11 protein-coding genes are annotated in these 13393 nt (G+C 64.6%); 5 read left to right on the top strand and 6 right to left on the bottom strand.

Annotation, left to right across the window (positions count from 1 at the left end; translation table 11 throughout):
• Position 1 precedes the first annotated feature (1 nt).
• Genes ACSU04_RS04440 through ACSU04_RS04430 form a run of 3 tightly spaced genes read right to left on the bottom strand, consistent with a single transcriptional unit; the run spans position 2 to position 4193 of the window.
• A complete protein-coding gene (locus ACSU04_RS04440; protein ID WP_439278620.1) occupies positions 2-2845 on the bottom strand; it encodes an FtsX-like permease family protein in 2844 nt (947 codons plus the stop codon).
• Positions 2842-3582, bottom strand: coding sequence for an ABC transporter ATP-binding protein (locus ACSU04_RS04435; RefSeq protein WP_439278619.1), 741 nt, complete (start codon positions 3580-3582; stop codon positions 2842-2844). Before ACSU04_RS04435 ends, ACSU04_RS04440 begins: the two co-directional genes overlap by 4 nt.
• A complete protein-coding gene (locus ACSU04_RS04430) occupies positions 3579-4193 on the bottom strand; it encodes a PadR family transcriptional regulator (protein ID WP_439278618.1) in 615 nt (204 codons plus the stop codon). Before ACSU04_RS04430 ends, ACSU04_RS04435 begins: the two co-directional genes overlap by 4 nt.
• Before the next feature lie 180 nt (positions 4194-4373).
• On the opposite strand from ACSU04_RS04430, the gene secA reads away from it, so the two are divergent.
• Both secA and ACSU04_RS04420 read left to right on the top strand, forming a co-directional pair.
• Positions 4374-7193, top strand: a complete 2820-nt coding sequence (secA, locus tag ACSU04_RS04425; protein ID WP_439278617.1) for a preprotein translocase subunit SecA — start codon at positions 4374-4376, stop codon at positions 7191-7193.
• A gap of 56 nt (positions 7194-7249) precedes the next feature.
• Positions 7250-8476, top strand: a complete 1227-nt coding sequence (locus ACSU04_RS04420; RefSeq protein WP_439278616.1) for a pyridoxal phosphate-dependent aminotransferase — start codon at positions 7250-7252, stop codon at positions 8474-8476.
• Here ACSU04_RS04420 and ACSU04_RS04415 read toward each other — a convergent pair.
• Together ACSU04_RS04415 and ACSU04_RS04410 are read right to left on the bottom strand one after the other, a co-directional pair.
• Entirely contained in the window at positions 8367-9653 is a 1287-nt protein-coding gene (locus ACSU04_RS04415) for an AAA family ATPase (RefSeq protein WP_439278615.1), read from the bottom strand. The two genes, ACSU04_RS04420 and ACSU04_RS04415, sit on opposite strands and share 110 nt — an antisense overlap.
• A complete protein-coding gene (locus tag ACSU04_RS04410) occupies positions 9650-10270 on the bottom strand; it encodes an SAF domain-containing protein (protein WP_439278614.1) in 621 nt (206 codons plus the stop codon). Before ACSU04_RS04410 ends, ACSU04_RS04415 begins: the two co-directional genes overlap by 4 nt.
• Positions 10271-10368: 98 nt before the next feature.
• On the opposite strand from ACSU04_RS04410, the gene ACSU04_RS04405 reads away from it, so the two are divergent.
• Positions 10369-10638, top strand: a complete 270-nt coding sequence (locus ACSU04_RS04405; RefSeq protein ID WP_439278613.1) for a helix-turn-helix domain-containing protein — start codon at positions 10369-10371, stop codon at positions 10636-10638.
• A gap of 41 nt (positions 10639-10679) precedes the next feature.
• Here ACSU04_RS04405 and ACSU04_RS04400 read toward each other — a convergent pair whose 3' ends face one another.
• On the bottom strand, positions 10680-11270 hold the full coding sequence (locus ACSU04_RS04400) for a hypothetical protein (protein WP_439288541.1): 591 nt from the start codon (positions 11268-11270) through the stop codon (positions 10680-10682).
• Positions 11271-11394: 124 nt separating this feature from the next.
• Between ACSU04_RS04400 and ACSU04_RS04395 the strand changes: the two genes are divergently transcribed.
• Both ACSU04_RS04395 and ACSU04_RS04390 read left to right on the top strand, forming a co-directional pair.
• Entirely contained in the window at positions 11395-11781 is a 387-nt protein-coding gene (locus ACSU04_RS04395; protein ID WP_439278611.1) for an Rv3235 family protein, read from the top strand.
• A gap of 78 nt (positions 11782-11859) precedes the next feature.
• Positions 11860-13344: a sensor histidine kinase gene (locus tag ACSU04_RS04390; protein WP_439278610.1), complete on the top strand. Its 1485-nt coding sequence runs from the start codon at positions 11860-11862 to the stop codon at positions 13342-13344.
• Positions 13345-13393 lie beyond the last annotated feature (49 nt).

Below are 13393 nucleotides of genomic sequence, written 5' to 3'. Positions count from 1 at the left end.
ATCATGCGATCGCCGTGCGTCGAGTGAGATCTGGCCGTCGGGTCGGAAGCAGCCAGCTCACGACCGCGATCGCGAGCGGCAGTCCCACGGCGAGCAGTACGAGCCATGGCCACGGCGTATCCGCCATCGTTGGCGCGCTGTCGTCGGTGAGGTTGCTCTGCATCGCAATGCCGAACATCGGGATCACTCCGGCGATCGTTCCGGTCACCGAACCAATTCCGACGATGATGAGTGCCTGCCAGAACGCGATGCGACGTCGGATGCCTGGGCTCGCGCCGATTGCGGCGAGAGTCGCATCGTCCGGTCGGCGCTCGACTCGCGCGAGGCCGAGGGCGACGCCGCCGGCACCGAGTACGAGCACGCCGGCGCCACCGAGTATCAGCCACAGGGCGGGAGCCGGTGACGGCGGTCCGTTTTCGACTGAGTAGGTGAACCCACCGGTTTCACCCCACGGCTGTCCGGCCGCCAGCGCCAGGCGATCCAGCGCCTGCTGCGACGGCGGCGTTGAGTACACACCGATGAGGCTCGCTGGAGAGGTTTCGTATCCGAACTCGTCGGCTACGACCGGGGAGAGGATTACCGGCCACGGCAGGGGATGCGGTGTGGAGATCTGCTGGGCTGGGACGCGCAGAGTGTCCAGCGGCTTCGGCAGCTCCGCTCCGTGGATCTGCTCCCAATGGTCGTTCGTCTCGGCGCGATCCCAGCGATTGAGTACGACATCGCCCCGATCGGTGAAGGACGCGCCGTCATCCAGCCACCAGGTCGTGTTGCTGAGTACGATCGCGCCACCGGCCGCGAACTCGTCGCGGGCGTGTTCGCCGATCGACACTCCCAACACCGCCTCCAAATCGTCCGGCACGATGACGACCGGAGGGGACGTGCCGAACAGTGCCGAGCCGCGACTCGTGCAGGCACCTTCTTCTATCGTCGTGCAATCGACGTAGTCGAAGAGTTCCGGATACACGGAGTCCTCAGGCTCTTCGTCGGTTGCGCTCTGAAAGCGGTCGATGCTCTCTCGCACGACTCCGATCGCCTCAGGTTCTGTCTGCTCCAATGCGGCGTTTGCCAGGTCGGGAATCATCTTCTCTCCGGGGCTGACCCAGACGTTCACGACGACCGATCCGAGTGGAGCCCCGTACCCGTATGCGCGGCTCTGTGACGTCATGAAGACGCCGACGGAGGTCAGCGCGAACGACGCGATGAACACGCACGCAGCGATCACCGCGAAGGCGGGGACGATCCGTGCAGGGTTCGCCGCGGCATCCCGCGCCGCGATGCGAGGAGCCAGTCCCAATCGTGACGCCCCGCGGGAGACGAGCGAGAGCAGCCAATGGCCGGCGACGATGGTACCGATCTGGAACAGCAGGGGCCCCGCGACGATCCCGACCACGCACACGGTGCGCAGTGGGTTGTTGTAATCAATAGTTTCCGCAGCGTTGAGGGCGGCGAGACCCAGACCGCCGGCGATGGTCAATGCGATCCCAACGATTCCGAGAAGCGTTCCCCAGAACGGCCGGTTCACCCGCACCTGCACGGGCTTGCGCGACCCGCGAAGAGAAGAGAGCACGTCGCCGCGTGTCGCGGCGCGCGCGGGCATGACAGCGGATGCGGTGCCCACCGCTACGGCGAACAGCACGATCCCGGCGATCCCCCACCACGGCACGTGGAAACCCCAGAAGCTGGCCGCGGCACCGTCGTCGAAGATGCGCAGCGCCGGGTAGGCGAGACCGATTCCGATGCCTGCACCGAGGATGCCGCCGATAAGGCCGAGGACGCTGCCCTGCAGCACCACGATGCGGAAGATTGATCCGCGGCCCGCGCCGACGCTGGCTACGACTGCGAGCGAACGTTGTTGCCTGCGGGCGCTGACGGCGAAGCCGGCACCTGCGAGCAGGATGACGAGATATGCCGTGCAAGCGCCGATGATCAGAGTGACTGCGGCGATGGTCCACGCCATCCCCGGGTCGATGTATTCCTGGGCATCCTCCGCGAAGACGAGATCGTGTGCGTACGCGACCACACCTGCCTGGTTCAGCGCAGGAAGATCCTCCGCGCCAGGCTGCCATTGTGGCGAGAACCACACTGTGTCAAGGGGCGCGCGATCGTCGGTAGGGACAATGGATGCCGCGACGAACAGTGACTGCTCGGTATCCCGTGCGGTGGTCTCTTTCATCACACCGACGATGGTCAGTGCCGCCGCAGGCTCGGTGAGCGTTACCGTGTCGCCGATCTGCGCGTCAAGACGTTGCAGCGTGCCGGGGGAGGCCGCGGCCTCCGAGTCGTTCTGCGGGCGCCGCCCGTCCAATAGCTCGTATCGTCCGTCCAAGGCGGGATCGATTGCGTCGCCGACAATTCCGTCAAACAGACCCACTCCGCCAGGAGTCTCCGCGACGATCTGGGCGCGAGAGACCTCGAGCAGAGGCGTGTCGGGGATGAGACCGTCGAGGCCGGTGGGTGGCGGGAGCTCCGGATTCACCGGATTCCAGTCGTTGTCGCGCTCGATGTCGTACCAGTAGGGGTCTGACGTTGATTGGCTCCGCGTCGGATCCTCGCCTCCAACGACCATGAACCACGCCTGTGCGCTGCCGAGCTCTGAGGTGATCAGTTGGCCCGGCGAGGCCACTCGACTGGTCATGAAGGTCGCGGCTCCGGCGAGAAGAGACATGGGGATGGCGACCAGTGCGATCACCAGCACGCTCGTCGTCCATGCGCGGAGAGTTTGGCGGCTTGCGAGCCGGAGCTCGACGCGTCGCCTGGGCCAGGACCCACCCCGACGCGCGGCCGCGGCCGCTGCTCTGGGGTGTTCGGCATTTTCCGGAGCGGCCCGCTCCAGGGTCGTGCTCATCGCACCGATCCACTCAGCAGGGTTTCAGCCCCGGCGCGGCGTGATTCGTCGACCAGCTTGCCGTCGCGCAGGAACACGATCCGATCAGCCCAGGCGGCGTGCCTGGCCTCATGCGTCACGAGGATCGCAGCGGCGCCGGCATCCACTCGGGATCGCAGCATTCGCAGCACGCTTTCGCCGGTCACCGAGTCCAGCGCGCCGGTCGGTTCGTCCGCGAGGATCAGTGAACGTCCGCCGACGACCGCCCTGGCGATCGCGACACGCTGCTGTTGGCCACCGGAGAGATCATCGGGGAAGGAATCCAGGCGATCGCCCAGCCCCACCGAATCCAGAGCATCACGACCGGCCCGGCGGGCGACGCGCTGCCGAAAGCCGTCCAACTCCAATGGCAGCATCACATTCTCCACGGCGGTGAGTGTGGGGATGAGGTTGAAGTCCTGGAACACAAAACCCATCGAACGGCGGCGGAGTTGGGCGACCTCCGTGGCGTTCATACCGCCCATGCGGCGTCCCTCGATGTAGACACCCCCGCCCGCCGGCGTTTGCAGGCCGCCAGCGATCGACAGCAGGGTGGATTTTCCCGAGCCGGAGGGGCCCATGATCGCGACGAGTTCACGGCGGTGCACAGACAGGTTCACGTCCTGCAGCGCCCGCACGAGCAGATCGCCCTCGCCGTACTCCTGAGTGACGCCGTCGAGGCGCAGAATCGGTTCCTGGTCCTGCTCAGCGGCGCTCATGCCCGCCCGCCCGCGCGTGCCGCATCTACCTTCGCCGGCCGTCCCCGTTTCGGACGCTCGGTTGCGAGTTCGAGGGTCATCGCATGTTGTGGATGCATGGCGAGGCGTTGCTCCGTGTGGTCGAGCCAGCGCACCTCTGCTTCGGCGGTGAAGATCATTGAATCCACAACCAACGACCAAGCGAGCTCCTCTGGGCCATCGGGATCCTCGCCGGCATACTTCGCGCGCTGAAGCGACTGCATCTGTTGCAGGGAAGCCATCCGCTGCGCCTGAATCACCGCGCCGACATCCACGCCGGGCAGCGTGGCCGCGACAGCGAGTTTGATCGCCAACTCATCCCTCGTGGCCTGGCCGCGGATGACGGGAGAGGAAAGCCACTGCGCGACTTCGGCGGATCCGGCATCCGTGATCTGCCAGTACACATGTCCGTGTTCATCGGCCTCGCCCCGGTCGACCAGACCATCGCGCTCCAGCCGCTCGAGCGTGTTGTAGATCTGCCCGACGTTCAAAGGCCACGTGGATCCCGTGCGCCGATCGAACTCGCTGCGCAACTGATAGCCGTAGCAGGGACCCTGATCCAGAATGGCAAGCAGACTCTGACGCACCGACATGGTGACCTCCCGGTCGATCAATAAGACAATACCGAGTATATACATACAGGGAAATGTGCGAGAGTCTGCGACTCGCAGGCGACGCAAAGGTCACCGGCCGGTAACATAGCGAGGTATGCCCGGCACTGAAGCCCCGATCTGGGTGGCCGGGTTTTGACCCACAACAGGGAGATGACAAAAGTGGCGAATCCTCTTGAAAAGTTGCTGCGCGCAGGCGAAGGTCGCGTTATCCGCCGCCTGAACCAAGTGGTGAAGGCAGTCAACGCGCTCGAGGCGGATTTCGAGAAGCTCACTGACGAAGAGTTGGCGAACGAGACGGCTGAGCTTCGCGCCCGGTTCGACAACGGGGAGACCCTCGACCAGCTGATGCCTGAGGCATTCGCCGCGGTCCGTCAGGCGGCCAAGCGCACCCTCGGTATGCGCGCCTACGATGTGCAGCTGATGGGTGGGGCTGCGCTTCATGAGGGCAGCATCGCCGAGATGAAGACCGGTGAGGGTAAGACACTCGTCGCTACCTTCCCCGCGTATCTCAATGCGATCGCCGGCAAGGGCGTGCACATCATCACCGTCAACGACTTCCTTGCGTCGTATCAGGCCGAGCTCATGGGTCGCGTCTTCCGCGCCCTGGGCATGAAGACGGGCATCATCGTCTCCGGTCAGACGCCGGCCGTGCGCCGGGAGCAGTACGCCGCTGATATCACTTACGGCACGAACAACGAGTTCGGCTTCGACTACCTGCGCGACAACATGGCGTGGCGCAAGGAAGATCTCGTTCAGCGCGATCACTTCTTCGCTGTGGTCGATGAGGTCGACTCGATCCTGATCGATGAGGCTCGTACCCCGTTGATCATCTCTGGGCCGTCCTCGGGCGAAGCCAACCGGTGGTTCACCGAGTTCGCGAAGATCGCACGCACCCTTGAGGCTGGCGTCGACTACGAAGTCGACGAGAAGAAGCGCACCGTGGGCGTGCTTGAGCCCGGCATCGAGAAGGTCGAGGACTACCTCGGCATCGAGAACCTCTACGAGTCGGCGAACACTCCGCTCATCTCGTTCCTGAACAACTCGATCAAGGCTCTCGCGCTGTTCAAGAAGAACACCGACTATGTCGTGATGAACGACGAGGTCATGATCGTCGATGAGCACACCGGCCGCATCCTGGTCGGGCGCCGTTACAACGAAGGCATCCACCAGGCCATCGAGGCCAAGGAAGCCGTGCCGGTCAAGGCAGAGAACCAGACCCTCGCCACGGTGACACTGCAGAACTACTTCCGCCTCTACGACAAGCTCGCCGGCATGACCGGTACAGCCGAGACCGAGGCCGCAGAGTTCATGTCGACCTACAAACTCGGCGTCGTGCAGATCCCGACGAATCGGCCGATGATCCGCAAGGACAATGCCGACCTCGTGTACAAGAACGAGGCGGCGAAGTTCACGCAGGTCGTGGAAGACATCGTCGAACGCCATGCAGCTGGTCAGCCTGTGCTGGTCGGAACGGTGAGTGTCGAAAAGAGCGAGTATCTTTCGCGGCTGCTTGCCAAGAAGGGCATCAAGCACGAGGTTCTGAACGCGAAGAACCACGCACGCGAAGCGGAGATCGTCGCCCGTGCCGGTCGCCTCGGTGGTGTGACCGTGGCCACCAACATGGCCGGTCGAGGCACCGACATCATGCTCGGCGGAAACGCCGAGTTCCTCGCCGTGCAGGAGCTGAAGGCTAAGGGACTTGACCCGGCGGAGACGCCGGAAGAGTACGAGGCGGCCTGGGACGAGGCCTATGAGTCGATGAAGGCGATCGTCGCCGAAGAAAGCACCAAGGTCACCGAGGCCGGCGGTCTCTACGTGCTCGGCACCGAGCGTCACGAGTCGCGTCGTATCGACAACCAGCTGCGCGGTCGCTCCGGTCGCCAGGGCGACCCAGGAGAGAGTCGCTTCTACCTGAGCCTCACCGACGACTTGATGCGTCTGTTCCAGTCGGGTGCAGCCGAAGCGATCCTCGCGCGCACCAACTTCCCCGATGACGTACCGATCGAATCAGGTCTGGTCTCGCGCGCCATTCGCAGCGCACAGTCGCAGGTTGAAGCTCGCAACGCTGAGATGCGTAAGAACGTCCTCAAGTACGACGACGTTCTCAACCGTCAGCGTGAAGCGATCTACACCGATCGCCGTCAGATTCTGCACGGCGATGACATCGCCGATCGTGTGCAGCACTTCATCGAGGATGCCATCAGCGGCGTCGTCACGGATCACACCGGCGAGGGGCATAACGAGAGTTGGGACTTTGATGCCCTGTGGACTGAGCTGAAGACGCTCTATCCGGTTGGTGTAACGATCGATGAGGTTGTGGCCGAGGGCGGCGGGCGCAAGGGCGGGATCACTGCGGGTGAGCTCACCCGAGAGCTGCTGTCGGATGCGAACATCGCTTACGAGAAGCGCGAAGAGACGCTCGGCGAGGCTGCCACGCGCGAGCTCGAACGGCGTGTGGTGCTTCAGGTTCTCGACCGCCGCTGGCGTGACCACCTCTACGAGATGGACTACCTCAAGGACGGCATCGGGCTTCGCGCCATGGCGCAGCGCGATCCGCTGATCGAGTATCAGCGTGAGGGCTTCGCCATGTTCCAGTCGATGATGGGCCAGATCAAGGAAGAGTCGGTCGGCTACCTCTACAACCTCGAGGTCGAGGTGCGCCGTGTCGGCGACTCGCAGGCCACCGAGGTCGAGGCGAAGGGGCTGGCCTCCGACGGCGGCGAGCAGCGACTCGAGTACTCTGCCCCTAACGACGCCGGAGACGTCGAGGTGCGTAACGATCGCGGTCAGGTGCAGCAGTCAGCAACCGATCGTCTTCAGCAAGCCGCAGCCGTGGCCGCGGCATCCGAAGGAGAAGCTCCTGCGGCGCCTCAGCAGCGGGGCGCCTTCGGACAGCCCACAGACGCCGCGGCGCCCGCACCGAACCAAGCTCAGAATCGTGAACAGCGTCGCGCTACGGGTAAGAAGAAGAAGAAATAGGCGCGAGCTGAGTTGAGTTGAGAAAGCCTGCCGGCATAAGCCGGTAGGCTTTCTCAATGACCCCTACGCGCCACTTCGATCAATCGTCGAAGCTCAAGAACGTCCTGTACGAGATTCGCGGTAAAGCGCTCGTCGAGGCGGCGCACCTGGAGGCCGAGGGGCATAACATCCTCAAGCTCCACACCGGCAACCCCGCAATCTTCGGCTTCGATGCACCGCATCAGATCGTGCACGACATGCTTGCGGCGCTGCCCACCGCGCACGGTTACAGCGACAGCCGCGGCATCATCTCCGCGCGACGGGCGGTAGTGAGCCGCTATGAGCAGATCGAAGGCTTCCCACAGTTTGGCCCCGATGACGTCTATCTCGGCAACGGTGTCTCCGAGCTGATCACGATGACCATGCAGGCGCTCCTCGACGAGGGGGATGAGGTGCTCATCCCGGCCCCGGACTATCCACTGTGGACGGCCATGACCAGCCTGGCTGGTGGCACCCCGGTGCACTACGTCTGTGATGAGCAGAGCGGCTGGGAGCCTGACCTGGAGGATATCCGGTCCAAGGTGACGCCGCAGACGAAAGCGATCGTCATCATCAACCCGAACAATCCGACCGGTGCGGTCTACTCCCGTGAGGTGCTCGAAGGCATCGTGCAGATAGCCCGTGAACACGAGCTGCTGCTCCTGTCAGATGAGATCTACGATCGGATCCTGTTCGACGACGCGGTGCACATTCCTACAGCCACGCTCGCGCCCGACCTGCTGTGCCTGACGTTCAACGGTCTGTCCAAGACGTATCGGGTTGCCGGGTACCGTTCCGGGTGGGTCGTCGTCACAGGTCCGCAGCAGTATGCGAAGGGCTTCCTGGAGGGAATCACGCTCCTCGCCTCGACCCGCCTCTGCCCGAACGTGCCCGGTCAGCACGCTGTGCAGGCAGCTCTCGGTGGCGTGCAGTCGATCGACAGCCTCATCGCCCCGAGCGGTCGCCTGCACGAGCAGCGTGACGTCGCATGGCAGGCTCTGGAGTCGATTCCCGGCGTCTCATGCGTGAAGCCGCAGGGAGCGCTATACGCCTTCCCGCGCTTGGATCCGAACGTCCACGCGATCCACGATGATGAGAAGTTCATCTACGACCTGCTTGTCTCTGAGCACATCCTTCTCGTGCAGGGCACCGGGTTCAATTGGCCCACTCCGGATCACTTCCGCGTGGTGACGCTGCCAGAGCCGCGCGTCCTGGGCGAAGCCATTGAGCGACTCGGGAACTTCCTCGCAAGCTACCGGCAGTGACTTCGGCGTGGTGCGCCCGTGGCGGTTCCAGACCCTCCGCGAGTCGACGGATGGCAGAGACCAGCGCTGATCGAGGGGTGATATCCGCCATCGGGCGAGCGTGCAGCAGCGCGGCGTCGGCTGCGCGCTGATCGAACGGTAGGAAGGTCACATCGGTGATGCTCGCGAACCGTTCGAGGGCGCGCCGAATCTGACCGCGCGCATCGATGCCGAGCGGCCCAGGCCGCACCTGATTGGCGACGACCGCGATCCGCGTGGTTGAACCGATGAGACCGCGAAGCTCGGCATGGTCGCGGAGGAATCGCGACATCGACAGCGGATCGGCAGCAGTGACTGCCACGACCACGTCTGCTTCTTGCAGCACCGCTGTGGTCGCGGCATGCCTTCTGGGTCCGGTGAGATCATCCGAGATCTCCTCGTCCGCGTCGAAGGACGCGGAAACATCGACGATCGTCTCATCCACCCAGTCCCTGCAGAGCCGGAGCGCTGTGCTCAGTCGAGTGGCAGAGAGCTCGGGCCAGCGAGAGGGGCGATTAAGACCGCCCAGAACCTCGAGGCTGCCGGCGCTCGTCTCCACCCTGGTGGCGAGTCTGCTGAGCTCGGTGGCATCCAACCCGCCCAGTTCAGCACGTCGGCAGGCGGCGGCGATTCCAGGAGCATCGTCGCCGAGTCCGAGCAGGAGCGCCAGCGCGGGCGCGACGGTGTCGGCATCGATCAGAGCGCAATTGCGTCCTGATCGGGTCAGCTCGACGGCCAGCTGGATGGCGACGGTGGAGCGCCCCGGTGCGCCGTGCGCTCCCCACACGGCGATGATGCGTCGCCGTGACGGCAGCACAGGCGGCGCGATTTCCGGATCCTCTTCAGCGAGTGCATCGGCGATCTGCCAGGATTCGGCATCCTCGGGGAGTGCCTCGGGGAGACCGTACCGGCTCAGCAGACGAGACTCGCCGACGCCGAGGGTCACGATTCGAACGCCCGCGCGGTCGCAGGAAGCCACCAGCTCGCCCGTGAGGGCCGCGCGTGTGGCAGGAAGGATGATCGCGTCTGCGGCAGACAGCAGCGCCGTGGTGACGCGCGCAGGCGACACAATATCGATGACCCGAATGCCATCCCGTTCGAGCGCGGCGCCGAGCGATGAGGCGCGCGGCTCATCCAGTGCGATCAGTACCGCCGTCATGAGCTTGACCCGAGGGGCACCACAGACAACGCAGCGCCTCCGGTGATCGCAGCCAGCACCGCGGCGACATCCGCACGATCGATCACGAGCTCAACTGCCGCGCTGCGTTGCGTGAGCATGCCGTTCGCCTCTGGGACGGACGCGACCACGACGTCAGCCGCGAGAATCCTCGGGGCATCGAAGCTATCGCCATCCGCGACGAGCGGCGAATACCAGAGCTCGACCGGCGTCCCTGCCCCAACGGTCTCAGGCAGGCCGACACTGCTCTCGACCACGATGTTGGTGGTGCGGCTGCTCTGCGCGTCGACAGCAGCTGCTGCCGGGAGGAGTTCACCGTCTGCCAGTGTGCGCGAGGCGATCAACCCGGCGATCAAGTCTTGTGGGGACAGATAGCCGTCCACGACGCTGCCAAGACTGACTTCCACCACGCGGAAGTCATCAGAGACCAGCGCCTCGCCCTGAGTGATCGTGCGGTTCGCCTGCAGCACAGGGGTGGTTTGTCGCGCCGAAGACACGATGAGCCAGACCCCGAGAATCGAAAGAATCACCAGGGCGAGCCCGACAAGGAATCGGACGTCGCCCCAGAAGGCGCGACGGACGCGCGGTTGGGTCGTCATGCACACATCGTCACAGAATCCGCAGATTCGAGTAAGAAGTTATCCACAGGGCTTGAAAGCCGTTAGGGGGCAGGCCTTGGGCACGACAGAATGGTGGCATGGTCGATACGCCCGCATCTCCTCCTCGTTTCCTCGCTCCTGCGCAGGTTGCCGAGCTGCTCGGTGTTGAGGTCGACGAGATCATTGCGCTTGTCATGGCCGGCCGGCTCCGTGGAGCGCAGCTCGGCTCCCCTGCGCGCTGGCGAGTGGAAGAGCAGAGCATCTCCGACTATCTGGCTGAGCAGACCGAACAGGCGCGGCGCATGGCGCTGTGGCATCAGGCAGACGAGGCGAGCTTCCCCGAGGTGTGGGGACCCCAAACGCGGTAGCTCGTTAGTTACTGGAGAGTCGGTTGTGAGGGCGCCGGTAGCTAGATCGCCGTGCTGTCGGTACGCGCCCACACGAGCGCATCGAACGGCACGATGCGAAATGTGCGCACCGCAGCAGCTCGTCGTGCCTCACCGGCGTCATGCACGGCCAGATCGAGATGGTCGCTGCCGGCGCGGTCGATCGTTCCGTGAAGCGTCTCACCGTCGCGGAGTGCGATGTGCAGCGGGATGCGACGGCGAGCGAGGTCGCGCAGGAGGAATCCCAGCGTCATCCGATCGCGCAGCCCGTCTGAGGGCAGGGGAGAGTCTTCCAAGGTCTCCAACAGTGCGCCATGGTGTGTCTCCACGCTTGTCAGCGCCGCCAGCGGAACGATCATGGCGGTCGGTGCGTCCTGCAGCTGCACGGCTATCCAATCGGCGCCGACGGCCTGGAGCAGCACGGATCGACGCTCACCGTCGACCAGCCGCAGCGTGAGCGGAGCCCCTCGCAGCTCGAGCACGCGCAATCTCGTGCGAAGGCTGAGCCTCGCGATGCGCAGGCGTTCGGATTCGGCATCCAACACGGCCCGCTCCGCCTCCCATTCGGCGGCGAGCTGACCTTCGAGGTCTTCGAACAAGCGATCCCAGTGCACGCGACCGAGCGTAGAGGACAACCGCCGAGCGCGTACGAGTTATCCACATCTTGCGCTCGCAGGCCTGCGAGCGGGAGGCGTCACGTGATCTACTGGCTCGCATCAAAGACTGAAAGTGACAACGATGACGCTTCATGAGTACTTTGCCCCGCAGCCCACCGCTGCCACCGAGCTTCCCAACCCCACGCAGCTGCTGCGCAGCCTGACCCAGGGTGTTCTGGAGGTGTTCGCCGGCGTGCGAGAACTGGATCAGCTGGCGCGTTGGTTCAGCGAGGACGCGTATCGAAAGCTGGGAGCGCGGTCGAATCTCTCCGCTCGAGCGCGAAGCGCGCGGGACACGCACCCGACCCGACCCGTCTTCGAGATCCTGTCGATCCGTCAGACGACACCTGCCGACGGGGTTGTGGAAGCCGTCGTCATCGTCGCAGGGCCCGGCCGGACGAGGGCCGTGGCGATCCGACTCGAGGGGTTGGATCACCGATGGCGGGCGACGTCCTTCGCCGTGCTCTGATCGGGGCCTGTTGCGTCTCGACACCCGAGCTGTCGCGGCGTGGCACGAGCTGTGGCCTCGGGGTTCTAGGCTGGAGTCGTGTCAACCCTCAGTGATCTCGTCCATGCCCAGGGCTGCCTGACCGATAACGACGTCGAGTGGCTTCATCGCCTCTCCGGGGACGGTCAGCTGCTCGCTGATCTCGCATCCGCCGACATCGTCATCTGGGTTGCCACGAATGACGGCTCCTTTGTGGCCGTGGCGCACACGCGCCCGAGCGGCGCCGCGACGCTTTTCTACCGCGACATCGTGGGAGATCAAGTGCGGCCGCAGTGGCGCACTCAGGTGCAGGGTGCGTTCGATTCGGGCGACATCGTCGACTCGTCATCGCCGGACTGGTTCGAAGAGACACCTACCAGGGTGCGCGCCGTGCCGATCGTGCGCGAGCGGGGCAAGGCGGGTGAGCGTCCGCCGGTGATCGGCGTGGTGACCAGGCACACCAACCTCGGTGAGGCGCGGGTTCCGTCCCGGCAGCAGATCACCTTCGACGAGTGCGCGAATGACCTGTTCCGGATGATCCGCTCGGGTGAGTTTCCTGATCTTGCGGCCCCGACATCGCCCCGTCGTGGTGCGCCCCGTGCCTCAGACGGTCTGATCCGCATTGATGTGGACGGCATCAGCACGTTCGCCAGTCCCAACGCGCTGTCCGCGTTCAACAGGATGGGCTTCGAGGACGAACTGGAGGGGGAGTCTCTGGCCGAAGTCACGACCGGAATCCTGCCAGTGACTCGTCAGGTAGACGAATCGCTCCCTGTCGTGGTGACCGGGCGCGCGCCGTGGCGCACGGATATCGAAGCACGCGGAGTCACAGTGTCTCTGCGGGCGATTCCGCTGAAGGATCACGGCAACCGTATCGGCGCGATCATCCTGTGCCGTGACGTGAGTGAACTGCGTCACCAGGAGCAGGAGTTGATCACGAAGGATGCCACGATTCGTGAGATCCACCACCGCGTCAAGAACAACCTGCAGACGGTGGCCTCTCTGTTGCGCATCCAGGCACGACGCACGCACTCGGATGAGGCTCGCGACGCGCTCACCCAGGCAATGCGTCGGGTCGACGCCATTGCCGTCGTGCACGACACCCTGGCTCAGGGACTCACACAGACGGTCGACTTCGATGAGGTCTTCCACCGCGTGCTTAAGCTGGTCGCCGAGGTGGCAGCTGCCCCCAACACCAGAGCGAGCACCAAGTTCACGGGACATTTCGGAGTTCTGCCGAGCGAGTACGCGACGCCACTGGCGCTCGCGCTCACCGAGGTTGTCACCAACGCCGTCGAGCACGGGCTTGCGGGCAAGGAAGGCACGATCACGATCGATGCCGTGCGCACCGACGAGAACCTGCATGTCTCTGTACACGACACCGGACACGGGCTTCCGGAAGGGCGGATCGGTCAGGGCCTTGGCACGCAGATCATCCGCACGCTGATCCAGGGAGAGCTGAGCGGCACGATCGAGTGGCGCGGCAGCGAGGGTGAGGGCACCGAGGTGGTCATCAACCTGCCAATGCGCTGGCTCAAGAAGTAGCGCCACTTACGTGAAAACGGCCGGTCCCGCATCAGCGGGACCGGCCGTT

Source organism: Microbacterium sp. A84 (assembly GCF_051842815.1).
Taxonomy (GTDB): Bacteria; Actinomycetota; Actinomycetes; order Actinomycetales; family Microbacteriaceae; genus Microbacterium.
The sequence above is the reverse complement of the archived record's forward strand: the minus strand, read 5'-3'. Positions and strand labels throughout refer to the sequence as shown.